Raw genomic sequence first — 23,056 nt, forward strand, 5'->3', positions numbered from 1 at the left:
AGCCAACCGCCGCTTGTTGTCCTGCGCCGGTCGCGCGCGGCCGAGCGTCAGCCCTGTTTGCGCTCCATCGGCGCCTGTTCCTCGAATTCGTGGCGGGCGTGTTCGTTGGCGGTCTCGATCGCCTGCTCGGCCTCGCGGCGGCGGCGATAGAAGTCCTTGACGACGTTCCACCCTTCCTCGGCCGTCTCGACGATGGTGAAGATGTCGAGATCGCGCGGGCTGATGACGCCTTCCTCGCACAGCGCCTCGAAATTGACCACGCGGCTCCAGAAATCCCGGCCGTAGAGCAGCACTGGAATCGGATCGATCTTGCCGGTCTGGATCAGCGTCAACAGCTCGAACAGTTCGTCGAACGTGCCGAACCCGCCGGGGAAAGCGGCGAGCGCGCGGGCGTGCAGCAGGAAGTGCATCTTGCGCAGCGCAAAATAGTGGAACTGCATGCTCAGCGACGGCGTCACATACGGGTTGGGCGCTTGTTCGTGCGGCAACACGATGTTGAGCCCTACCGATTCGGCGCCGACGTCGGCGGCGCCGCGATTGGCCGCTTCCATGATCGACGGCCCGCCGCCCGAGCAGACCACGAACTGCCGCTTGCCGTTCTCGTCGGTCGGCAGCTGGCTCACGGTCCGGGCAAGCTCGCGCGCGACTTCATAATATTTCGACTTGGCGACCAGCCGCTCGGCGACCTTCTTCGCCTCCTCGCCTTCGGCGGCCTTCAACAGCGCTTCGGCCTTGTCGGGCGATGGGATGCGCGCCGAGCCGTAGAACACGAAGGTCGAGCCGATATTCGCCTCGTCGAGCAGCAGCTGCGGCTTGAGCAGCTCGAGCTGGAAGCGCACCGGGCGCAGATCTTCGCGCAGCAGGAAATCCATGTCCTGGAAGGCCAGGCGATAGGCGGGATTTTCGGTCTGCGGGGTGGAGACGCCGGCCTTGACGGTCTCGGCTTCCTGCTTGGCCCCGCGGAACACGCGGGACGGAACATGTGTATCGCTCATTGAAGCGGTCTTTAGGGTCAGGGCCGGTTACTGGCAATGGTCGTGATCGCCCGGAGAGGCCCGTCGACGAGGCGTCAGCGGCAGAAATCGGCGTGGTCGTCCTCGAGGTGGAAGTGGTTGCGATGTGCATAATTGTAATCGGGGCTCAGCACCGTGCCAAAGCGCTTGCACGCCGAGGTGTGGATCATCGCCATGAAGCCGCGCACCTGCGCGTCGCTCGAATGCCAGTCGTCGAGCACGCTGATCCGTCGCCCGTCGGCAAGGTCGAATGCGGCGACGTCGACTGCATTGGCGATCGCATGGCCGGAAAGTTTCGCATTCGCGGTGCCGACCGTGTCGCGGCAGGCATAGGTGCCATAGGTCTCCACCTTGACCAGCTGGCTGCCGAGCATCTGATATGCCGCCGGCGCCACCGCGTTCCTCACCCATTCGGTGAATGCCTCGGCAAGCCCGCAGCGCATCGCGCCGAGATTGCTTACCGGCACGCCGATATTGTCGAGCCGCACGGTGCCGATCGTCGAGCAGCTATGCCCGCGGTTGCGATCGGGCAGCGGCGTGAAGGCGACGCCGATGCGGCGGAGTTCGGCATAGCATTGCCGCGTCTCGGCCTTGCTCGGCGCATAGGCCATGGTGCGGCCGTGGGGCGTTGTCGGCGCCGACCGCCCGCCGCAGCCGGCGAGCAGCAGGACGATCAAGAGAAAGGGAAAAACGCGACGCATGGACGCCCGCCACCTTACACATCGCTCCCCCGATTGACAGATGCCGTTCCCCGTTCGACGTATGTCAGACAAAAAGGGGAGTCGGATGATGAGGCCATTGATCGGAATCGGTGCGATCGCGCTGGCAATGCTGTCGTGCGGGGCGTCGGCGCAGCAGCGCTATCCGCTCTGGGCGCACGGCGCGCCGGGCTTCGAGGATCGCGCCGACATCCCCGAACAATCCCAGGACTACTGGACGAAGCATATCAACAATCCCAGCATCACCGCCTATCTGCCCGATCCGAAGAATGCGACCGGCACCGCGATCGTCATCCTGCCCGGCGGCGGCCATGAATTGCTGGTGACGACCACCGAGGGCGGCGATGTCGCGCACTGGCTCGCCGACAAGGGCGTGGCGGCGTTCGTCGTGCGCTATCGCCTGTTTAGAGAGAAAGGGACGCCCTACACCGAGGAGGATGCACGCGCCGATGTCGAACGCGCGATGCGCACGGTGCGCGCGCGGGCGGCCGAGTTCCATATCGATCCGCACCGCATCGGCGTATGGGGCTTTTCCGCCGGCGGCGAACTGGCGCGGATGGTGACGCTCAGCCCGCCGGTGCCGCCACAAGGCACGCCCGACGCGATCGACCGTGTTTCCGAAAAGCCCGATTTCTCGATCCTCGAATTTCCCGGCCCGCTTCACGCCGTCGAGCATGTCACCGCCGACTCGCCGCCCGTGCTGATCAGCGCGGCGAACGACGACAAATGCTGCTCCGGCCCCGCTGTCGACGTGCTCAACGAATATCGCGCCGCGCATGCGTCGGTCGAAATGCACCTCTATGCCGCCGGCGGGCACGCTTTCAACATGGGTGAGGATACGCCGCTGGTCAGCCTGCAGCACTGGCCGGAACGGGTAACCGACTGGCTGTCCGACCAGGGTCTGCTCTATCATCCCAAGCCGGTGTTCGTGCCGAAATAGCCCCGGCCCACCACGCTTTCCTTGACTTCGCCGCGACCATCTATAGGGCCGTCGGCGGGCCACGCGGTCCCAACGCCGCGCGTGCTCTCTGCAAGGAGAGTCTATATGACTGATACGACTGCCGCCGACGCCACCCTTGCGTCCGCAAAACCAGCTACCAAGCCTGCCCGCCCGTTCTTTTCCTCGGGCCCCTGCGCCAAGCCGCCGGGCTGGGATGCCGCCAAACTCGCCACCGATTCGCTCGGCCGTTCGCACCGCTCGAAGCTCGGCAAGGCGCGCCTGCAATATTGCCTCGATCTGATGCGCGAGCTGCTGCGGTTGCCCGATACGCACCGCATCGGCATCGTGCCCGGTTCGGATACCGGCGCCTTCGAAATGGCGATGTGGACGATGCTGGGCGCGCGCGGCGTGACGACGCTGGCGTGGGAGAGCTTCGGTGAAGGTTGGGTCACCGATGCGCTCAAGCAGTTGAAGCTCGAACCCACGGTGATGCGCGCCGATTACGGCCAGCTTCCCGATCTCGACAGCGTCGACTGGTCGGACGACGTGCTGTTCACTTGGAACGGCACCACCTCGGGCGTGCGCGTGCCCGATGGCGAGTGGATCGCCGACGGTCGCGAGGGCCTGAGCTTCGCCGACGCGACCAGCGCGGTGTTCGCCTATGACCTGCCGTGGGACAAAATCGATGTCGCCACCTTCTCGTGGCAGAAGGTGCTGGGTGGCGAGGCGGCGCATGGCGTGCTGATCCTCGGCCCCCGCGCGGTCGAGCGGCTGGAAAGCTACACCCCTGCCTGGCCGCTGCCCAAGGTGTTCCGCCTGACCAAAGGCGGCAAGCTGGTCGAGGGCGTGTTCAAGGGCGAGACGATCAACACCCCGTCGATGCTCGCTGTCGAGGACGCGATCGCCGCGCTCGAATGGGCGAAGTCGGTTGGCGGCGCCGACGGGCTGATCGCCCGCTCCGACGCCAATGCCGAGGCGCTCGACAAGATTGTCGCGCATCGTGAGTGGCTCGGCCATCTCGCGGTCGATCGCGGCATCCGCTCGAAGACCAGCGTGTGCCTCACCGTCGAGGGCGCCGATACCGACTTCATCAAGACGTTCGCCGGCCTGCTCGAGAAGGAAGGTGCCGCCTACGACATCGCCGGCTATCGCGACGCCCCGCCGGGCTTGCGCATCTGGTGCGGCGCCACCGTCGACACTGCCGATATCGAGGCGCTCGGCCCCTGGCTCGACTGGGCCTGGGCGACCGTAAAGGCCGGCTGAACCCCTTCCACCGTTCGTGCTGAGCCTGTCGAAGCACGTGCCCGGATCACGCCCTTCGACAAGCTCAGGGCGAACGGGTGTCTAGATTCAAGGAATTACCCATGCCCAAAGTGCTTATTTCCGACAAAATGGACCCCAAGGCCGCGCAGATCTTCAAGGAGCGTGGCGTCGAGGTCGACGAGATTACCGGCAAGACGCCCGACGAACTGAAGGCGATCATCGGCGATTATGACGGACTTGCGATCCGCAGCTCGACCAAGGTGACGAAGGACATTCTCGATCACGCGACCAACCTGAAGGTCGTCGGCCGCGCCGGCATCGGCGTCGATAACGTCGATATTCCCGCCGCCTCGGCCAAGGGCGTGGTCGTCATGAACACCCCGTTCGGCAACTCGATCACCACCGCCGAGCACGCCATTGCGCTGATGTTCGCGCTCGCCCGCCAGCTTCCCGAGGCCGACGCCTCCACCCAGGCCGGCAAGTGGGAAAAGAACCGCTTCATGGGCGTCGAGCTGACCAGCAAGACGCTCGGCCTGATCGGCGCCGGCAATATCGGCTCGATCGTCGCCGATCGTGCGCGCGGCCTCAAGATGAAGGTGATCGCTTACGATCCCTTTCTCACGCCCGAGCGCGCGATCGAGATGGGGGTCGAGAAGGTCGATCTCGACGCGCTGCTCGCGCGCGCCGATTTCATCACGCTGCACACCCCGCTGACCGATCAGACGCGCAACATCCTGTCCAAGGAAAACCTCGCCAAGACCAAGCAGGGCGTGCGGATCATCAATTGCGCGCGCGGCGGGCTGATCGACGAGGCGGCGCTCAAGGAAGGGCTCGAATCGGGCCATATCGCCGGCGCCGCGCTCGACGTGTTCGTCACCGAGCCGGCCAAGGAATCGCCGCTGTTCGGCACGCCCAATTTCGTCTCCACCCCGCATCTCGGCGCGTCGACCACCGAGGCGCAGGTCAATGTCGCGATCCAGGTCGCCGAGCAGATGGCCGATTACCTGGTCAATGGCGGCGTCACCAATGCGCTCAACATGCCCAGTCTGTCGGCCGAGGAAGCGCCCAAGCTCAAGCCGTATATGGCGCTCGCCGAAAAGCTCGGCAGCCTGGTCGGCCAGCTCGCGACGGGTCCGCTCAAGGGCATCGCCATCGAGGTCGAGGGGGCCGCGGCCGAGCTCAACATGAAGCCGATCACCGGCGCGGTGCTGGCCGGGCTGATGCGCCGCTACACCGACACGGTGAACATGGTGAACGCGCCGTATCTCGCCAAGGAGCGCGGGCTCGACGTGCGCGAGGTGCGCCACGATCGCGAAGGCGATTATCACACGCTGGTCCGCGTCACCGTGACGACCGATCAGGGCGAGCGGTCGGTCGCCGGCACGCTGTTCGGCAACGCCGCGCCGCGCCTCGTCGAGCTGTTCGGCATCAAGGTCGAGGCCGATCTCGCCGGGCACATGCTCTACGTCGTCAACGAGGACGCGCCGGGCTTCATCGGCCGCATCGGCACCACGTTGGGCGAGGCCGGGGTCAATATCGGCACCTTCCACCTCGGTCGTCGCGCCGCGGGCGGCGAGGCGATCCTGCTGCTCTCGGTCGATTCGCCGGTTGCCGAGGATCTCCTCGCCAAGGTCCGCGCGCTCCCCGGCGTGAAGACGGCGATGGCGTTGGCGTTCTAAATCGCTAAACGGGGCGGCGATGACTTCCTCCCTCCTCCCCGCCGGCTTCCATGATCGCCTGCCGCCGCATGCCGATGCGGCGGCACGGCTGGAAGCGCGCGTGCTCGGCACCGCCTTCGCGCACGGCTACGAGCGCGTCGATCCCGCGCTCGCCGAGTTCGAGGAGGGGCTTGCCGGCCGCCTCAAATCGGCGCGGCCGCAAGACGTGGTGCGGTTCGTCGATCCCGTCTCGCAGAAAAGCCTTGCGATCCGGCCGGACATCACTGCGCAGGTCGGCCGCATCGCCGCCACGCGCATGGCGCACCATCCGCGTCCGGTGCGGCTCTCCTATGCCGGCCAGGTGCTCAAGCTGCGCGCCTCCGATCTCGCGCCCGAGCGGGAGCGTCGCCAGGTCGGTTGCGAGCTGATCGGTCTCGATAGCGTCGCCGCTGCCCGCGAGCTGGTCGGCATCGCGGTCGAGGCGCTGAGCGCAGCCGGGATCGAAGGCATCTCGATCGACTTCACCTTGCCCGATCTCGTCGACGTGCTCGCCGCCGGGCCGGTGCCGGTCCCGGCCGATCGGATCGATCTGCTGCGTGACCGGCTCGATGCCAAGGATGCCGGCGGCGTCGCGGCGATCGCCCCCGATTATCTTCCGCTGATCGAGGCGGCGGGGCCATTCCCGGCGGCGCTCGACAAGCTGCGCGGGTTCGATGGCGCGCTCGCCTCGCGCCTCGACGGCCTCACCGCGCTTGCCGAGGGGCTTGATGTCGCGTTGACGATCGATCCCACCGAACGTCACGGCTTTGAATATCAAAGCTGGCTCGGCTTCTCGATCTTTGCCGCCGGGGTGCGCGGCGAGATCGGCCGCGGCGGCAGCTACACGGTGATGCGTGAGGATGGTGAGGAGCCCGCGGTCGGCTTCTCGCTCTACGTCGATCCGATCGTCGAGGCGGGTGTCGGCACCGCCGAGCGGCGCCGGCTGTTCCTGCCGCCGGGCGCCGATCCCGCCGCCGCGGCGCGGCTGCGTGGCCAGGGCTGGGTGACGGTCGCCGCGCTCGATGCTGCCGACACGCCGGCCGCGCAGCTATGCACGCATATGCTGGTCGATGGCGAGGTTCGCCCCGCGGGCGGTTGACAGCGACGCGCGCGCCCGGCTAGGCGCGCCGCGTTTTGGAATGTCCGCACGCCGAGTCCTGTCGAAGGGCGCGCGGATCAGCCCCGGCAGGGGGAGTCCCGTATTCATGGCAAATGTAGCAGTCGTCGGCGCCCAATGGGGTGATGAGGGCAAGGGCAAGATCGTCGACTGGCTCGCCGAGCGCGCCGATGTCGTCGTGCGCTTCCAGGGCGGCCACAACGCCGGGCACACGCTCGTCGTCGGCGAGAATGTCTACAAGCTCTCGCTGCTCCCGTCGGGCATCGTGCGCGGCACGCTGAGCGTGATCGGCAACGGCGTGGTGCTCGATCCCTGGGCGCTCAAGGCCGAGGTCGAGAAGCTGCGCGGGCAGGGCGTGACGATCACCCCCGATACGCTGATGATCGCCGATAATTGCGCGCTGATCCTGCCGTTCCACCGCGATCTCGACGCGCTGCGCGAGGATGCGAGCGGCGCCGGCAAGATCGGCACCACCCGGCGCGGCATCGGCCCGGCTTATGAGGACAAGGTCGGCCGTCGCGCGATCCGGCTGTGCGATCTCGCGCATCTCGACGATCTCGACGCCCAGTTCGATCGCCTCACCGCGCACCATGACGCGCTGCGCGCCGGCTTCGGCGAGGCGCCGATCGATCGCGCCGCACTGGTTGCCGATCTGCGCGCGATCGCCGATTTCGTGCTGCCTTATGCGCGGCCCGTCTGGCGCGATCTCAACGAGGCGCGCAGCGGCGGCAAGCGCATCCTGTTCGAAGGCGCGCAGGGCGTGTTGCTCGACGTCGATCACGGCACCTATCCGTTCGTCACCTCGTCGAACACGATCTCGGGAACGGCGGCCGGTGGCTCGGGCCTCGGGCCCAGCGCGGTCGGCTTCGTGCTCGGCATCGCCAAGGCCTATACCACGCGCGTGGGCTCCGGTCCCTTCCCGACCGAACTCGACGATGAGATCGGCCAGCGCCTCGGCGAGCGCGGCCACGAATTCGGCACCGTCACCGGGCGCAAGCGGCGGTGCGGCTGGTTCGATGCGGTGCTGGTGCGCCAATCGGCGGCGGTCAGCGGCATCACCGGCATCGCCCTCACCAAGCTGGACGTGCTCGATGGTTTCGACGAGGTGAAGATCTGCACCGGCTATAAGCTCGGCGATCAGACGCTCGACTATTTTCCCTCGCATTATGCCGATCAGGCGGCGGTCGAGCCGATCTACGAAACGATCGAGGGCTGGCACGAATCGACCGCCGGAGCCCGCTCCTGGGCGGACCTGCCAGCGGCCGCGATCAAATATATCCGGCGCGTCGAGGAGCTCATCAACTGCCCCGTCGCGCTGGTTTCGACCAGCCCGGAACGGGAAGACACCATCCTGGTGCGCGACCCGTTCGCGGACTGATCGCGCGACGAACGCTTACATCGTGTTGCCGGGAAGGTCCGGCGCGGTCGACGGGTCGGCGCCGGGCTCGTCCGATGTCGGCGGCATGGTGCCGGGCGTCGGCGGCTGCATCGTTGCGCCGTCCGGCGTCGGCGGCGCCATGGTGTCTGGCGTGTCGTCCGGCGCGGTCGCATCGGGCGCGGTGCTGTCGGGCGGCGTCATGTCGTCCGGCATCGCCGAATTGTCCGGCGTCATGGCGTTGTCCTGGGCGTCCGGGGCAGTCTGCTGCTGGTCCTGCGGCGCCGCGATCGATGCGACGGCGATACCCGAGACCGCGAGAACGGCGGCGCCCATGATGGTGGCGATACGCATATTGGCCTCTCCTTGTTTTCATTGTCCGGAACATGTTCGTACGAACAAGAAACGGCCGATCGCCGCAAAGGCGCCGCATTTCCGGCGCGTTGATCGCAAGTGCTCGCCGGTTCGCCGACTTTCGTGTTCCAGGCGCGACGAGTCGAGCGGGACGCCGCCGACTTGGCTACAATTTACCGCGCCAATTTTTCACTTGGCTGCCTTGTAAGCGGTTACAGCCAGATCTTCGGCTTTACCTGGATCAACCGCATTGCGCGCGGTGAAGCAACATCTGGTCGGCGAGCACCAATGCCACCATCGCTTCGACGACCGGTGCGCCGCGAATGCCGACGCACGGATCGTGTCGGCCCTTGGTGGCGATTTCGCTCGCCTCGCCGTTGCGCGTCACCGTCTCGACCGGCGTCAGGATCGAACTGGTCGGCTTGAACGCGACGCGTAGCCGCACCGGCTGTCCGGTCGAGATGCCGCCGGCGATCCCGCCGGCGTGATTGGCGAGGAACCGCGGGCCGCCGTTGCCGGGCCGCATCGCGTCGGCATTCTGCTCGCCGGTCAGCGTGGCGGCGGCAAAACCGTCCCCGATCTCGACGCCCTTCACCGCGTTGATCGACATGCACCCCGCGGCGAGTTCGGAATCGAGCTTGGCGTATATCGGCGCGCCCCAGCCGGCGGGCACGCCGGTCGCTTCGCACGCCACCACCGCGCCGATCGACGATCCGGCCTTGCGGGTGCGGTCGATCAGCTCTTCCCAGCGCTCCGCCGCCTGGGCATCGGGGCAGAAGAACGGGTTGCGGTCGATCTCGTCCGCATCGAACCGGTCGTAATCGATCGCGTCGCCGCCGATCGCCTCCACCCAGGCGCGGATCGATACGCCGGGGATCACCCGCCGCGCGACGCCGCCCGCAGCCACTCGCGCCGCCGTTTCGCGCGCCGAGGAGCGTCCGCCGCCGCGATAATCGCGAAAGCCGTATTTGGCGTCATAAGCATAATCGGCATGCCCCGGCCGATACGCCTTGGCGACGTCGGAATAATCCTTCGATCGCTGGTCGACATTCTCGATCATCAGGCTGATCGGCGTTCCGGTCGTCCTGCCCTCGAACACGCCGGACAGGATGCGCACCTGATCCGGCTCGCGCCGCTGCGTGGTGAAGCGCGAGGTTCCCGGCCGCCGCTTGTCGAGCCACGGCTGGATATCGTCCTCGCTCAGCGCCAGTCCCGGCGGACACCCGTCGATCACCGCGCCCAGCGCCGGCCCATGGCTTTCCCCCCAGGTCGTGAAGCGGAACACGCGGCCGAAGGTGTTGAAGCTCATTGGGTTTCCTCAAGCGTCGCGAAGGCGGGGGCGTGGTCGGCCAGCCCGCGCGGCCCGCACGGCAATCCGCCCTGCAGTTCCAGCGCCATGAAATACGGGCCGGCATAAGGCGAGTCGAACCCTTCCGCGTTCGCCGCGGAAAAGCCGAACTTTTCATAGAATCCCGGTTCGCCGAGCACGAACATCAGCAAGGCGCTCGCGCGCCGCATCTCGTCGACCGCCGCCTGAACCAGCGCCGCGGCAACGCCCGAGCGGCGATGTTCCGGCAATACCGCGAGCGGCGCCAGCGCGACCGAAGGCGCCGCATCGCCGCCGATCGCGACGTGCATCTTGCTCAGCGCGACGAGCCCCAGCGGCGCCTTGCTCGCCTCGTCGCGCGCGATCAGCAGCAGCACCAGGTCGCCGTCGATCGCCAGCTGCTTGACCAGCATCGCCTCGGCTGGTCGCGCGAAGCAGGCGCGCAGGATCTCGTCGACGTCGAACGCGTCCTTGGGCGCGGCGCGCTCGACGACGACGGTCGCCATGTCAGGCCAGCGCGATGTCCGGCGCGTCCTCGGCCTTCATGCCGATGACGTTGTAGCCGGCGTCGACATGGTGGATCTCGCCCGTCACGCCACTCGCCAGATCGCTCAGCAGGTAGAGCCCGGCACCGCCGACATCCTCGATCGTCACGTTGCGCTTCAGCGGAGAATTCAGCTCGTTCCACTTCATGATGTAGCGGAAATCGCCGATCCCGCTGGCCGCCAGCGTGCGGATCGGCCCTGCCGAGATCGCGTTCACGCGGATGTTGTCGCGGCCCAGATCGACCGCGAGATACTGCACGCTGGTCTCCAGCGCGGCCTTGGCGACGCCCATCACGTTGTAATGCGGGATCACCTTTTCGGCGCCGTAATAGCTCAGCGTCAGCAGGCTGCCGCCCTCGGGCATCATCTTCTGCGCGCGTTGCGCCACCGCGACGAACGAATAGACGCTGATGTTCATCGTCATCAGGAAATTGTCGAGGCTGGTATCGTAGAACCGGCCGCGCAGCTGGCTCTTGTCCGAAAAGCCGATCGCGTGGACCAGGAAGTCGATCGTCGGCCAGTCCTTCGCCAGGGTCTCGAACGCGGTATCGAGCGCCGCCATGTCGGAAACGTCGCATTCGATCAGCCGGGCGGTGCCGAGCTGCTCGGCAAGCGGGCGCACGCGCTTCTCCATCGCTTCGCCCTGATAGGAAAAGGCAAGCTCGGCGCCCTGCTCGGAGAGCTTCTGCGCGATGCCCCAGGCGAGGCTCTTGTCATTGGCCAGCCCCATGATGAGGCCGCGTTTACCCTGCATCAGTCCGGTCACGTCGCCGGTTCCTCCTTCGTTGCGCCTCCCGCCGGTTCCTCTAGCCCGTCATCGGGGTCTTCCGCCAGCGCGGCGTTGAGGTGAGCGCCCATAACCAGTCCGAGGCCGATGAAAAAGAAGAAGATCAGCGCGATCATCACCCCGGCCAGGCTGCCATAGGTCAGGCTGTAGCTGCCGAGCATCGACAGGACCGGCGGCAACAGCGCGGTGACGACCACCCACCACACCGTCGTCAACAGCGCGCCCGGCCATTTTGGGCATTTCGAATAGCGATACTTGCTCGGCGTCAGCGAATAGAACACGAGGTAAAGCGCGACGAACAATGCCACCCCCGGCGCGAGCCGGCTCAGCGAGACCAGCCGCGCGACATCGGCCGAAAGCGGCAGCAACCGGGCGATGAACTCGGCAACCGCGAGCAGGATCACCTGCGCCCCGAACGCGACCAGGGTGAGGATCACCGAAACGATGATGAGGCCGATCGACGTCAGCCGGTATTGCCAGAACGACTTGCGCGATTTGACGCCATAGGCGCGGCGCAGGATGTCGCGGATCGTCTCGATGAAGCTCGCGGTGGTCCACAGCCCGACCAGCGCGCCGAACCACAGCAGCGCCCCCGATCGCGCCGCCAGCACGTCGGCGATCGGCTTGGCCAGCACGTTGGCGACGCTCGGCGGCACCGTATGCAGGAACGCCTCCACCGTATGCGCGCCTTGCCCTGACGCGCCGAACAGCCGCGCCACCGCGGCGGCGACAATGAAAAAGGGAAACAGCGTCAGCAGCGACAGATAGGCCAGGTTGCCGGCATGGATGAACCCGTCGGCATAGGTGCCGACCAGCACCCGCTTGGCAAGCTCATGGGCGTAGCTTCCCGGCTTCAGCTTGGCGAGCTGGCGATCGAGCCGGATCCGCGCCTTGCCGCCCAGGCGCCGCCGCTCCTCGGGCGAAACGGGGGAGATGTCCTGCGGCAAATCCTCACACGCCGAATTTGCTGCGTGGATTGTAATCGCTGCCCGGCCAGTTCTCGACGAACTGGGTCAGCGCCGCGTCGCCGCCGGGCAGGTCGATCATCAGCGTGACGAGCTGGTCGCCGCGCCCGCCGCCTTTCTTGTGGAAACCCTTGCCCTTCAAACGCAGCACCTTGCCCGAGGTCGAGCCCTTGGCGATCGTCAGGTTCACCGCGCCGTCGACCGTCGGCGTTCGCGCCGAACCGCCCGCGACCGCTTCCTTGAGCGTGATCGGCAGATCCAGCCGCACGTCGTCGCCGTCGCGGGTGAAGAAGCGGTGCGGCTGCACCTCGATCGTCACGATCGCGTCGCCATTGCCGCCGGGGCCGGCCTGCCCCTTGCCGGCGAGCCGCATCTGCGTGCCGCTCTCGACGCCGGCGGGCAGCTTGAGGTCGATCGTCGCGCCGTCGGCCAGGGTGATGCGCTGCGGTTTCAGCGCCGCGGCGTCGACGAACGGCACCTGCAGCCGATAGGCGACGTTGGCGCCCTTCGGCTTGGGTCCGCGATTGAAGCCGAATCCGCTCGAAAACCCGCCGCGCTGCTGGCGCTGCTGCCCGAACAGGCCTTCGAAAATGTCCTCCATGCCGCCGACGTCGCCGCCGAAATCGAATTGCGACGCGCCGGGGCGGAAGCCCGCGCTGCCCGCGCCGCCGCCCCCGCCGCCAAAGCCGAACGGCGCGGTCGGGTTGCCGTCGGCATCGATCTCGCCGCGGTCGAACCGGGCGCGCTTGTCCTTGTCGGTCAACAGGTCATAGGCCTGCGTCACCTGGCTGAAGCGCTCGGCGGCCTTGGGATTGTCCTTGTTGCGATCGGGATGCAGCTCTTTCGCGAGCTTGCGATACGCTTTCTTGATATCCGCCTCGCTCGCGCCCCGCGCCACGCCCAGCGTTGCATATGGATCGGCCATTGGTGTCCCTGTATCAGGTGTGTTGCCCGCCTATGTGGGCGATCGGGGACGGATGCGCAAATGCGTTTGTTCGTGGTCGGCTAACGCCGGCCGTGCCGCGGCACTGCTCAATCAAACGTCCGGCAGCACCTGCGCGGCGACGCCCCAGCCGGCGAGCGCCTTGTCATTGGCGCGCGCGATCAGCGCGTCGGCGTCGGTGACGTGGAACAGATTGGCCGCATCCATGTCACGCAGCTCGTTCCACGTCACCGGCGCTGCGACCGGTGCGCCGCTGCGCGCGCGTGCCGAATAGGGCATGATCGCGGTGCTGCCGCGCTGGTTGCGCAGCCAGTCGATGAAGATCCGCCCCTTGCGCTTGGCCTTGGACATCGTCGCGGTGAAGCGATCGGGCTCAGCCTCGGCCAGCGCGCGCGCGAAGCGATCGGCGAAATCCTTGATCGCGGGCCATTCGGCTTGCGGCGTCAGCGGCACGATGATGTGCACGCCCTTGCCTCCGGTCAGCATCGCGAAGCTGACCAGCCCCATCTCGGCGAGATGCTGCTTGATGTCGGCGGCAGCCTTCTTCACCGCGTCGAACCCCAGCCCCTCGTCGGGATCGAGATCGAACACCAGCCGATCGGGTTTCTCCAGCGCGTCGACCGACGAGCCCCAACCGTGGAACTCGATCGATCCCATCTGCACGCACGCCGCGAGTCCGTCGGCATCCTCGACGTAGAGATAGGGTTCGGTCGATCCGTCCTTCTCGCGAATGTCGACATGATGGACGTAATCGCCAAAGCTGCCGGCATCGTGTTTCTGGAAGAAGCACTTCTTGCCGCGTCCCTGCGGGCAGCGCACCAGGCTGACCGGCCGGTTCGCGGTCCATGGCAGCATCAGCGGCGCGACGCGCGCGTAATAATCGGCAAGGTCGCCCTTGGTCACTTCGCTGTCGGGAAAGATGACGCGGTCCGGATGCGTGATTGTCACTTTGCTCTCGACCTTCTCGCTGGTGCGCTGCGGCTTTTCCGGCGTCACCTCGTCGGCCGGCTTGTCCTCACGCAGGCCCAGATAGCTCGGATGCCGCAACGCCCCGTCCGGCGTGAATTCGGTGAACGCGATCTCGGCGACCAGCTTCGGCGTCACCCATTGCGCGCCGCGCGCGGCGGCACGCGGCACCTCGGCGGGCGGCGTCTTGCGCGCCAGCCTGTCGAAGCGGGCCGCCAGATCGTCCATGATCTCGCGGTTGAAGCCGGTGCCGACCTTGCCCGAATAGGTCAGTTCGCCGTCTCTATGCTGACCTAGCAGCAACGACGCGAACGGCCGTCCCTTGGCCGAGCTTCTTGACCAGCCGATGATGACGAATTCCTGCCGCCGGGTGCATTTGATCTTGAGCCACGCCCTGGTCCGCGCGGCTCGATAGGGCGCATCGGCGCGTTTCGAGACGATCCCCTCATATCCCTCGCGGCACATCGCGGCGAACAGCTTCTCGCCCGATCCGGTGACGTGCTCGGCGAATTGCAGATGCGGATCGGCGCCGTCGAGCAGCGGGCGCAGCCGCTCCTTGCGCTGGACGTTGGGTAGCTTGGTGAGGTCTTCACCATCCAGCGCCAGCAGGTCGAACGCGAACAATGTCATCTCGCCGCCGTTCGAAATGGCCTCCTTCAGCGTCGAGAAATCGGGCCGCCCGTCCTTGAACGCGACGATCTCGCCGTCGATCAATGCGGACGAGACGGGCAGGGCCGCCGCCGCCTCGGCAAGGCGCGCGAACTTGTCGCTCCAGTCGAGGCCGTTGCGGGTGAACACTTTGGCCTTGCCGTCGCCGATCGCGACCAACGCACGATAGCCATCGTATTTGACCTCGTGGATCCACCCGTTCCCGCCCGGCACCTCGTCGACCAGCGTGCAGAGCTGCAAATCATGGAATTCGGGTATCGTGCCATTGCCGCTGCGTGAGGTCCGCTTCACCGGCTCTGCGCGATGGGGTTTGGCGTCCTCGGCGATCTCCTGCATCGTCCGTCCGGTCTTGACGCTGGTCAGCCCGGTTTCGACCAACGTGTCCGATCCGCCCGCCTCGGCATCGTCGATCTTGCGCAGCAGCCAGTTCTCGCGCTTCTCTTTGCCGCGCGGCTTCAGCCGGATCAGCAGCCACTCGCCCTTCATCCGCTCGCCGTTGAGGATGAAATGGAGATGGCCCTTTTCCAGATCCTTCGCGCTCTTGCCCTTGATTGGCGCCCAGGTGCCTTCGTCCCACAGCATCACTGTGCCGCCGCCATATTCCTGCTTGGGAATGGTCCCCTCGAACGTCGCGTAGCTCAGCGGATGGTCCTCGGTGCGTACCGCGAGCCGCTTGTCGTCGGGGTTCAGGCTCGGCCCGCGCGTCACCGCCCAACTCTTGAGCACGCCGTCCATCTCCAGCCGGAAGTCCCAGTGCAGCCGCGTCGCGTCGTGCTTCTGGACGATGAAGCGATTGCCATGGCCCTTGGCGAGCGTCCCCGCCGGTTCCGCGGTCTTCGCGAAATCGCGCTTGGCATTGTAGAGCGCCAGCGGGTCAGCCTTCGCCATGGTCGTGCGCCCTGAACGATTTGCCCTCGATCTGCCGCACCACCGTCAGCAGGATCATGCCGATGACGACGCCCACCAGCGCGATCGGATAGAGGCCCGCGCCGAACGCGATGCCGATCACCGCGACCAGCCAGAGGTGCGTCGCCGTCGTCAGATTGTGGATCGCGTGCGTCCCCTTGAACACCAGTGCGGCGGCGATCACGCCCATTGCGGCGGCACTCGCTTCGACCACGCGCAACGGGTCGATCCGCGTCGTCGGCCCGCCGAGCGAGAAGAACAGCCCGATCGCGGTCGTCGTCAGCAGCGCCGCGGCGAAGCAGACGATTGCGTGCGTGCGCAGCCCCGCGCCATAGCCGCGCACCTCGCGGTCGAGCCCGAGCAGCAGCCCGGCCACCGCCGCGCCCAGCAGCCGCATCGCCAGATCGAGATCGATCGCCAATGGCATCGCCGGTGCGTTGAGCTCCATCGGTCAGGCCCGCTTCTTGGCCGGCGCTTTCTTGGCCGGCGTTTTCTTCGCCGCCGGCTTGGCGCCGGGCTTGTCGAGCGACTTCTTCAGCGCTGCCATCAGGTCCACGACGTTGCTGGCGCCGCGCCCGCCGGTCGAATCCTCATCCTCCTCGATGATTTTCTTGTTGCTTCGCGATTTGCGCTTGCGCTCGATCAGATCCTTCAGCGCATCGACATAGCGATCGTGGAATTCCTGCGGATGGAACGGCGCGGTCTTCTTGTCGATCAGCGTCTCGGCGAGCTCCAGCAGGTCGGCATCGGGCTTGTCGTCGGGAATGTCGCGGAAATAGCTCTGCGCCTTGTTGACCTCATCGGCATAGCGCAGCGTTTCCAGCACCATCCCGCGCCCGCACGGCTTCAGGCTGACGACATATTCGCGCCCCCGCATCGCCAGTTGCCCCAGCCCGACCTTCTTCGATTGCCGCAATGCCTCGCGCAGCACGATGAACGCTTCCTCGGCAAGGTCGTCGGCCGGCACGACGAAATAGGGCTTCTCGAAATAGAGCACGTCGATCTCGCCCGCATCGACGAACTGGGTCAGTTCCAGCGTCTTCTTCGATTCGAGCTTGACCGCGTCGATCTCGTCCTGGTCGAGCAGCACATATTCGCCCTTCGAGATCTCATAGCCCTTCATGATCTCGTCGGTGTCCACCGGCCCGACTCCGGTGACGACCTTCTCGTAATGGATCGGCTTGCCTGAGGGTTCGTGGATCTGCCGGAACGACACCGCCGCGCCGGATTTGGTCGCAGAGTAGATTTCCACCGGGATCGACACCAGCGCCAGCCTGATCTGTCCCTGCCAATAGGCGCGCGCGGCCATGGTCACGGTCTCCGTCGTTGCGAGACCGATTCAATCGACGAGCGGCGGAGTCGTTCCGAAGATCAATGGGGCCGATCCAGCTCGTCGATATCCCGCGCGCCATGAACAACCGCGATTATGGTGACAACGTCTGGTTCGACGTCGTAGACAATCAGATAATTTCCGTGAACGCGCCGGCGTGCCCGCGCTCCGAAACGCGGGAATGCCGGAAAAGCACGGGCAATAGCGGCTGTCCTCGGTGCGGCGGCTTGGCTATGGAATGCGCATGGCAGACGATCCTTTCGCCCTGTTCGATTCATGGTTCGCCGAAGCGCGCGCGAGCGAGCCGAACGATTCCAACGCAATGGCGCTCGCCACCGTCGACGCGTCGGGCCAGCCGGCGGTGCGGATGGTGCTGCTCAAGGGGCACGGACCCGACGGCTTCGTGTTCTATACCAACCAGCAGAGCCGCAAGGCCGGCGATCTCGCCGCAATGCCCAAGGCCGCGCTGCTGTTCCACTGGAAGTCGCTGCGCCGTCAGATTCGCATCGAAGGTCCGGTGACGACCGTCTCGGATGCCGAGGCCGATGCCTATTTCGCCACGCGCGCGCGCGATTCGCAGCTCGGCGCCTGGGCGTCGGACCAGTCGCGCCCGCTCGATTCGCGCGAGACGTTCGAGGCGCGGTTCGAAGCGATCAAGGCGCGCTTCGAAGGCGGCGAGGTGCCGCGCCCGCCGCATTGGTCGGGCTATCGCGTCGCGCCCGATCGGATTGAATTCTGGCAGGATCGCGCGCATCGCCTGCATGAGCGGCGCCTGTTCGCCCGCACCGCCACGGGCTGGGACGAAGGGCTGCTTTACCCATGACGTCCGAGGAGCGCCGCCGCCTGATCCCCGTCGCGGTGCGCGCGGCGCTGTTCAGCGTCGGCATGGCGCTGTTCCTGTTGTTACTCAAGGGGTTCGCTGCCTGGCACACGGGATCGGTGGCGATGCTGGGGTCGCTTGCCGACACCGGGCTCGATCTGCTCGCCAGCCTCGTCACGCTCTACGGCGTCAAGCTCGCCGCCGAGCCCGCCGATCACGATCACCGCTTCGGCCACGGCAAGGCGGAGGCGCTCGCCGCCCTGTTCCAGGTCATGCTGATTACGGCATCCGCGATCGCCATCGCGTGGCGCGCCGTGCTGCGTCTCGGCAATCCGCAATTGAATGAGGACGCCGGGCTCGGCATCGGCGTGTCGATCGTCGCGATCCTCGCAACGATGCTGCTGCTGGCCTATCAGCGCCGCGTGATCCGCCAGACCGGCTCGGTGGCGATCATGGCGGACAATGTCCATTACCAGTCGGACGTGATGCTCAATTGCGCGGTGATCGCGGCGATGGCGCTCGAACAATATGCCGGGCTGCACGGCGCCGATCCTATCTTCGGCATCGCCATCGCGCTTTGGCTCGCGTTCGGCGCGTTCCGGGCGTCGAGCGAGGCGATCGATCAGTTGATGGACAAGGAATGGCCCGAGGACGAGCGCGCCCGCTTCCTGGAAGTCGCCGCGCGCCAGCCCGGCCTCAAGGGTATCCACGATTTCCGCACCCGCCGCTCGGGCGCGCATCATTTCGCGCAATTCCACATGGAGGTCGAGCGCACGCTGTCGGTCGCCGCCGCGCACGACATCGTCGAGCGTGTCGAGAAAGCGCTGCACCAGGCTTTCCCCAAGGCCGAGGTGCTGATCCACCTCGATCCCGAAGGCCATATCGATACCGACAATCCGCTGATCGAGGAGGACGTGACGCCGCACTGGTTCGGCAAGCGCGTGTAGGAGTATGACGATGCGGATCGAATTTGCCCAGATCGATGCCTTTGCGCGCGCGCCCTTCACCGGCAATCCGGCGGCGGTGATGCCGCTCCACGGCTGGCTCGAAGACGATGTGCTGCAACGGATCGCCGCCGAGAACAATCTCAGCGAAACCGCCTTCCTCGTGCCGATCGCCGATAGCGACGACGAGGGCGGGGAGGGGCCCGATTTCGAATTGCGCTGGTTTACGCCCGCGTCCGAAGTGGTGCTGTGCGGCCATGCGACGCTGGCGAGCGGCCATTTCGTCCTCTCCGCGGATCCTGAGCGCGAACGCGTGCGGTTCAGGACGCGCCATTCGGGCATTCTCGAGGTCGCTCGCGCCGAAACCGGCTACCGCATGGCGCTGCCTGCCTGGCGTGCCGCGCCGAAGCCGCTGCCGCAATTGGTCGCCGCGCTCGGCCTTTCCGATGACCTGCCGACCTTCTGGCATCCGCATCGCTACGGGCTGGTGGTGGTCGACAGCGCCGATCAGGTCCGCGCGCTCGATCCCGATTTCCGCAGCCTGGCCCGGGAGGGCGACGTTCTGACCATCGTCACCGCGCCCGGCGACGATACCGACGTCATCAGCCGCGCCTTCGCCCCCGGCGCGGGGATCGACGAGGATCCGGTGACCGGCTCCGCGCACAGCGTCCTCGTGCCCTATTGGACCGAGCGCCTCGGCCGCGATCACTTCACCGCCTACCAGTCCAGCAAGCGCGGCGGCTATCTCGATTGCCGCGCCGACGGCGACCGCGTCCTCCTCGGCGGCACCTGCGTCACGGTGATCGAGGGCAGTTTCCTGCTCTGACCGCGATTGCCCTCGTCATTGCTAGGAGCGCAGCGACGACGCAATCCAGCTCGGCGTCAATGGATCGCGCCGTTACGCTCGCAACGACGAAGGGATTTTCCTACCGCGCCCGGCCCGGGTCGAGCGCATGGTCGGTGCCGAAGGCGAGCTCGAGGTTGATGCCGTTGGGATCCTTCAGCACGATCTGCGTCAGCCCGGCGACGCGCGTCTCGCGCCGCAGATAGGGCACGCCCGCCTGCCTCAGCCGTTCCTCCATCGCGTCGGGATCGCGGCAATCGAACGCGATATGATCCATCCGCCCGCGCGTGCCGATCGCCGGCACCGGCTCGTCCTTACCCGGCATGTTGACGTGGATGATCGCGCGCCCGTCGCGATCGTAGAGCCAGGCATTGCGGCGCTGGTCCGCCATCGTCGCGGCGGGGCCGCGCACCAGATCGAACAGCCGCTCGTAAAAGCGCAGCGTCTCTTCCATCAGCGGGGTGCGGATGTTGATATGGCCGATCCGCTCGATCATGCGATCACTCCTCGCGCTTCGCCCCGTCGAGCAGGTGCGCGGCGCGCTGCGCCGCCGCCCGCGCCGCGGCCTTTTCCGCCTTGCCGCGCCCGAACGCTGCCCGGTTGGCCGCTGCCGTCGCCTCCTTGCCCGCGCGCGCTTTCGCCTTGCGCGCCAGCCGGAGGTTGACGACGTCGCCCATCAGCCGCGCGTCTCTTTCGCCAGCGCGTCGAGCAGGCCGTTGACGAAGCCCTTTTCGCGCTTGTCGTAAAAGGCGTCGGCGACGTCGAGATATTCGCTGATCACCGTCTTGGTCGGCACGTCGGGGCGCGCGATCAGTTCGTAGGCGCCGGCGCGCAGGATCGATTTCATCGGCTTGTCGAGCCGATCGAGCGACCAGCCGGCGGCGAGCTTCGCGGCGATCCGGGCGTCGATCTCCTCGCGCCGCGCTGCGACGCCGCCGACGAGATCGTCGAACAATGGCACATCGGCGTCTTCGAATTCGTCGCCGTCGATGGTCGCGCCCAGGCGATGCTGGTGGAATTCGTGGAGCAGCGCCGGGATGGCGGTGCCCTCCATGTCATGCTGGTAGAGCGCTTGCACGGCGGCGAGGCGGGCGGCGGCACGGGCTTTGGGTCGTCGGATCATCGCGCGCCATCTAGGGCCCAGGCCCATAAACGGCAATGGCCGTGATCGTCCGGAACGCCCGTTGACCGGGAGCGCAGGCCGACCCAGCCTTTCGTGCCTCTGGCGGTTTCGTCCAATCATCGCACCGGTCATCGTCCTAGCTTTCATGGCTCGACGGGGCCGTGCCAACTGCGCCATATCGCCTTGGCTGCGGCTGCCGCATCGGGAGGATGTCCATGGCCCGCTATGCGCAGATGATGACGGGAATTCTCGTCTACGCCCTGTTTTTCCTCACCTTCCTGTGCCTGATCGCCTTCGTCGGCGATTTCCTGCTGCCGCGCACGGTCGATACCGGGCCGGCGTCGCCGCTTGCCGTCGCGGTGGTGATCGATGTCGCGCTGGTCGCCCTGTTCGGCCTCCAGCACAGCATCATGGCACGCCAGGGGTTCAAGCAACGCTGGACCCGCACCGTGCCCGCCGTGCTGGAGCGGACCGTTTACGTCGCCGCGGCGAGCCTCGCGCTGATCGTGCTGATGCTCGCCTGGCAGCCGATCGGCGCGATCATCTGGTCGGTGCAGGGAACGGCCGCGACCGTGTTGTGGGCCTTGTTCGCGCTGGGCTGGGCGATCGTGCTCGTCAGCACCTTCCTCATCAACCATTTCGAGCTGTTCGGGCTCGAGCAATTGTGGCGCAATCTGCGCGCGCAGCCGATGGCGCCGCCGCGATTCCGCCAGCCCTTATTCTATCGCTGGGTGCGCCATCCGCTCTATCTCGGCTTCGTCTTCGCTTTCTGGGCGATCCCGGTGATGACGGCCGGCCATCTGCTGCTGGCGCTGGGGATGACCGTCTATATCCTGATCGCGATCCGCTTCGAGGAGCGCGATCTGCTGGCGGTGTTCGGCCACGCATATGCCGATTATCGCCGCCGCGTCGGCATGCTGGTGCCGGGCCTCGGCCGCGGCAGGTAGAATTGGATTCAGCTAAGCTGAATCGGGCCGGTGCCGCTTCCACCCATCGTCACCTGCGAACTCGTTTCAGGGCCCATGGCGCGCCATCACCGTCGAACGCACCGGCCGCTGTTGCGCCATGGACTGAATACCCGCACACCCTACCGGTTCGTCCGGATCGCCACCGATCGCGCATGTGCCGGCAGGCCCTCGGCCTCGGCGAGCGCGACTGCGGCCGGGCCGATCGCCCCCAGCGACGCCGCATCCAGCGCCAGGAAGCTGGTCCGCTTCATGAAGTCGAGCACCGAAAGCCCGCTCGAAAACCGCGCCCGGCGCCCCGTCGGCAGCACATGGTTCGGCCCGGCGACGTAATCGCCGATCGCCTCGGGCGTATGCCGGCCGAGAAACACCGATCCGGCGTGGCGCACGCGATCGAACAGCGATTGCGGATCGTCGACCGCGAGCTCGAGATGTTCGGGCGCCAGCCGGTCGACCAGCGGCAGCGCCTCGTCCAGCGTCGTGGTGACGATGATCGTCCCGTTCGCGTCCCATGCCGCGCGCGCCACCTTGGCGGTCGAGAGCGTGCCGATCTGCAGGTCCACCGCGTCGCCGACCGCGCGGGCGAACGCGGCATCGTCGGTGAACAGGATCGACTGGCTGGTCGGATCATGCTCGGACTGGCTGAGCAGGTCGGCGGCGATCCACTCGGGATCGTTGGCGCCATCGGCGACGACGACGATCTCGCTCGGCCCCGCCACCATGTCGATCCCGACGACGCCGTAAAGCTGCCGCTTCGCCTCGGCCACCCAGGCATTGCCCGGCCCGGTGACGACATCGACTGGCCTGATCCGATCGGTGCCATAAGCGAGAGCGGCGATCGCCTGCGCCCCGCCGACGCGCCACAGCTCGTCGGCCTCGACCAGCGCGGCGGCGGCGAGCACCAGCGGATTGACCTCGCCCTGGGGCGTCGGCGTCACCATCACCAGCCGCTCGACGCCCGCGACGCGCGCCGGAATCGCGTTCATCAGCACTGAGGAGGGATAGGCCGCGCGCCCACCGGGCACGTAGATACCCGCGGCATCGACCGCGCGCCACCGCGCCCCGGTCCGCACGCCCGCCTCGTCGGTCGTGTCGCTGTCCGCCGGCCGCTGGCGCTGGTGATAGGCGGTGATCCGCGCATGCGCGAGCTCCAGCGCGGCGCGCAGCTCGGCGGGCAGCGATTCCAGCGCGGCGATGCAATCCGCGCGCTCGATCCGCCACCCCGTCTCGTTCAGATCGTGGCCATCGAATTTCGCGGTGAACGCAGCCAGCGCCGCGTCGCCCTCGTCACGCACCGAGGCGACGATCGTGCGCACGTCGCGCGCCACATCCGCATCGGCCTCGCGCCGCGCATTGACCAGCGCCTCGAAATCGCACGCAAAGCCGGGATCGGTGGTCGAAAGCGTAATCACGACGAAAGCCCCTCCCTTTCAACGAAGGGGAG

25 protein-coding genes are annotated in these 23,056 nt (G+C 66.8%); 9 read left to right on the forward strand and 16 right to left on the reverse strand.

Annotated elements, in window-relative coordinates; all coding sequences use genetic code 11:
• Positions 1 to 47: 47 nt before the first annotated feature.
• Complete coding sequence (locus K7G81_RS11155) at positions 48 to 995, reverse strand: LOG family protein (RefSeq protein WP_223030872.1); 948 nt, start codon at positions 993 to 995, stop codon at positions 48 to 50.
• 74 nt (positions 996 to 1,069) lie between these two features.
• Positions 1,070 to 1,714 (reverse strand): extensin family protein, encoded by a 645-nt coding sequence (locus tag K7G81_RS11160; RefSeq protein ID WP_223030873.1) that lies wholly within the window; start codon positions 1,712 to 1,714, stop codon positions 1,070 to 1,072.
• Positions 1,715 to 1,799: 85 nt separating this feature from the next.
• Here K7G81_RS11160 and K7G81_RS11165 point away from each other — a divergent pair, with 85 nt between their 5' ends.
• From K7G81_RS11165 to K7G81_RS11185, 5 genes are all read left to right on the forward strand, one after another.
• Entirely contained in the window at positions 1,800 to 2,672 is an 873-nt protein-coding gene (locus tag K7G81_RS11165) for an alpha/beta hydrolase (protein WP_223030874.1), read from the forward strand.
• Positions 2,673 to 2,777: 105 nt separating this feature from the next.
• Positions 2,778 to 3,935 carry a phosphoserine transaminase gene (locus K7G81_RS11170; protein ID WP_223030875.1) on the forward strand — a complete coding sequence of 386 codons (1,158 nt, stop codon included), beginning with the start codon at positions 2,778 to 2,780 and terminating at the stop codon, positions 3,933 to 3,935.
• Between the two features lie 101 nt (positions 3,936 to 4,036).
• On the forward strand, positions 4,037 to 5,614 hold the full coding sequence (serA, locus tag K7G81_RS11175) for a phosphoglycerate dehydrogenase (protein WP_223030876.1): 1,578 nt from the start codon (positions 4,037 to 4,039) through the stop codon (positions 5,612 to 5,614).
• Positions 5,615 to 5,633: 19 nt separating this feature from the next.
• The gene (locus K7G81_RS11180; protein ID WP_223030877.1) at positions 5,634 to 6,731 is read left to right on the forward strand and encodes an ATP phosphoribosyltransferase regulatory subunit; all 1,098 of its coding nucleotides are present in this window, start codon (positions 5,634 to 5,636) and stop codon (positions 6,729 to 6,731) included.
• Positions 6,732 to 6,837: 106 nt separating this feature from the next.
• Positions 6,838 to 8,127: an adenylosuccinate synthase gene (locus tag K7G81_RS11185; RefSeq protein ID WP_223030878.1), complete on the forward strand. Its 1,290-nt coding sequence runs from the start codon at positions 6,838 to 6,840 to the stop codon at positions 8,125 to 8,127.
• Between the two features lie 15 nt (positions 8,128 to 8,142).
• On the opposite strand, the gene K7G81_RS11190 is transcribed toward K7G81_RS11185, so the two are convergent.
• From K7G81_RS11190 to K7G81_RS11235, 10 genes are all read right to left on the reverse strand, one after another.
• Positions 8,143 to 8,478 carry a hypothetical protein gene (locus K7G81_RS11190; protein WP_223030879.1) on the reverse strand — a complete coding sequence of 112 codons (336 nt, stop codon included), beginning with the start codon at positions 8,476 to 8,478 and terminating at the stop codon, positions 8,143 to 8,145.
• A 241-nt stretch (positions 8,479 to 8,719) separates the two neighbouring features.
• Entirely contained in the window at positions 8,720 to 9,787 is a 1,068-nt protein-coding gene (aroC, locus tag K7G81_RS11195) for a chorismate synthase (protein WP_223030880.1), read from the reverse strand.
• Positions 9,784 to 10,311: a GNAT family N-acetyltransferase gene (locus K7G81_RS11200; RefSeq protein ID WP_223030881.1), complete on the reverse strand. Its 528-nt coding sequence runs from the start codon at positions 10,309 to 10,311 to the stop codon at positions 9,784 to 9,786. The genes aroC and K7G81_RS11200 overlap by 4 nt, the downstream gene beginning before the upstream one ends.
• 1 nt (position 10,312) lies before the next feature.
• A complete protein-coding gene (fabI, locus tag K7G81_RS11205; RefSeq protein WP_223031042.1) occupies positions 10,313 to 11,104 on the reverse strand; it encodes an enoyl-ACP reductase FabI in 792 nt (263 codons plus the stop codon).
• Between the two features lie 8 nt (positions 11,105 to 11,112).
• Positions 11,113 to 12,084 carry a YihY/virulence factor BrkB family protein gene (locus K7G81_RS11210; protein WP_223030882.1) on the reverse strand — a complete coding sequence of 324 codons (972 nt, stop codon included), beginning with the start codon at positions 12,082 to 12,084 and terminating at the stop codon, positions 11,113 to 11,115.
• 4 nt (positions 12,085 to 12,088) lie between these two features.
• Positions 12,089 to 13,027, reverse strand: a complete 939-nt coding sequence (locus K7G81_RS11215) for a DnaJ C-terminal domain-containing protein (RefSeq protein WP_223030883.1) — start codon at positions 13,025 to 13,027, stop codon at positions 12,089 to 12,091.
• Between the two features lie 111 nt (positions 13,028 to 13,138).
• Positions 13,139 to 15,568: a DNA ligase D gene (gene ligD / locus K7G81_RS11220; RefSeq protein ID WP_223030884.1), complete on the reverse strand. Its 2,430-nt coding sequence runs from the start codon at positions 15,566 to 15,568 to the stop codon at positions 13,139 to 13,141.
• On the reverse strand, positions 15,555 to 16,034 hold the full coding sequence (locus K7G81_RS11225; protein WP_223030885.1) for an MgtC/SapB family protein: 480 nt from the start codon (positions 16,032 to 16,034) through the stop codon (positions 15,555 to 15,557). Before K7G81_RS11225 ends, ligD begins: the two co-directional genes overlap by 14 nt.
• Before the next feature lie 3 nt (positions 16,035 to 16,037).
• A complete protein-coding gene (gene ku / locus K7G81_RS11230; RefSeq protein WP_223030886.1) occupies positions 16,038 to 16,895 on the reverse strand; it encodes a non-homologous end joining protein Ku in 858 nt (285 codons plus the stop codon).
• Between the two features lie 62 nt (positions 16,896 to 16,957).
• Positions 16,958 to 17,194 carry a type II toxin-antitoxin system RelE/ParE family toxin gene (locus tag K7G81_RS11235; RefSeq protein ID WP_223030887.1) on the reverse strand — a complete coding sequence of 79 codons (237 nt, stop codon included), beginning with the start codon at positions 17,192 to 17,194 and terminating at the stop codon, positions 16,958 to 16,960.
• Between K7G81_RS11235 and pdxH the strand changes: the two genes are divergently transcribed.
• Genes pdxH through K7G81_RS11250 form a run of 3 tightly spaced genes read left to right on the forward strand, consistent with a single transcriptional unit; the run spans position 17,161 to position 19,506 of the window.
• Positions 17,161 to 17,739, forward strand: a complete 579-nt coding sequence (gene pdxH, locus K7G81_RS11240; protein WP_223030888.1) for a pyridoxamine 5'-phosphate oxidase — start codon at positions 17,161 to 17,163, stop codon at positions 17,737 to 17,739. The two genes, K7G81_RS11235 and pdxH, sit on opposite strands and share 34 nt — an antisense overlap.
• Entirely contained in the window at positions 17,736 to 18,683 is a 948-nt protein-coding gene (locus K7G81_RS11245) for a cation diffusion facilitator family transporter (RefSeq protein WP_223030889.1), read from the forward strand. The genes pdxH and K7G81_RS11245 overlap by 4 nt, the downstream gene beginning before the upstream one ends.
• Positions 18,684 to 18,693: 10 nt before the next feature.
• On the forward strand, positions 18,694 to 19,506 hold the full coding sequence (locus K7G81_RS11250; protein WP_223030890.1) for a PhzF family phenazine biosynthesis protein: 813 nt from the start codon (positions 18,694 to 18,696) through the stop codon (positions 19,504 to 19,506).
• 100 nt (positions 19,507 to 19,606) lie between these two features.
• On the opposite strand, the gene K7G81_RS11255 is transcribed toward K7G81_RS11250, so the two are convergent.
• The 3 genes from K7G81_RS11255 to nusB are packed head-to-tail and all read right to left on the reverse strand — an operon-like array spanning position 19,607 to position 20,647.
• The gene (locus K7G81_RS11255) at positions 19,607 to 20,020 is read right to left on the reverse strand and encodes a VOC family protein (protein WP_223030891.1); all 414 of its coding nucleotides are present in this window, start codon (positions 20,018 to 20,020) and stop codon (positions 19,607 to 19,609) included.
• Between the two features lie 4 nt (positions 20,021 to 20,024).
• Positions 20,025 to 20,201 (reverse strand): DUF4169 family protein, encoded by a 177-nt coding sequence (locus tag K7G81_RS11260; protein ID WP_223030892.1) that lies wholly within the window; start codon positions 20,199 to 20,201, stop codon positions 20,025 to 20,027.
• Positions 20,201 to 20,647, reverse strand: coding sequence for a transcription antitermination factor NusB (gene nusB / locus K7G81_RS11265; protein WP_223030893.1), 447 nt, complete (start codon positions 20,645 to 20,647; stop codon positions 20,201 to 20,203). Before nusB ends, K7G81_RS11260 begins: the two co-directional genes overlap by 1 nt.
• Before the next feature lie 215 nt (positions 20,648 to 20,862).
• Here nusB and mddA point away from each other — a divergent pair, with 215 nt between their 5' ends.
• On the forward strand, positions 20,863 to 21,594 hold the full coding sequence (mddA, locus tag K7G81_RS11270) for a methanethiol S-methyltransferase (protein WP_255586926.1): 732 nt from the start codon (positions 20,863 to 20,865) through the stop codon (positions 21,592 to 21,594).
• 140 nt (positions 21,595 to 21,734) lie between these two features.
• Here the strand turns inward: mddA and hisD are convergent, their stop codons facing one another.
• A complete protein-coding gene (gene hisD / locus K7G81_RS11275; RefSeq protein ID WP_223030894.1) occupies positions 21,735 to 23,024 on the reverse strand; it encodes a histidinol dehydrogenase in 1,290 nt (429 codons plus the stop codon).
• Between the last annotated feature and the right edge of the window lie 32 nt (positions 23,025 to 23,056).

Origin of the sequence: Hephaestia mangrovi (genome assembly GCF_019880555.1) — a bacterium.
Taxonomy (GTDB): Bacteria; Pseudomonadota; Alphaproteobacteria; order Sphingomonadales; family Sphingomonadaceae; genus Sphingomonas; species Sphingomonas mangrovi.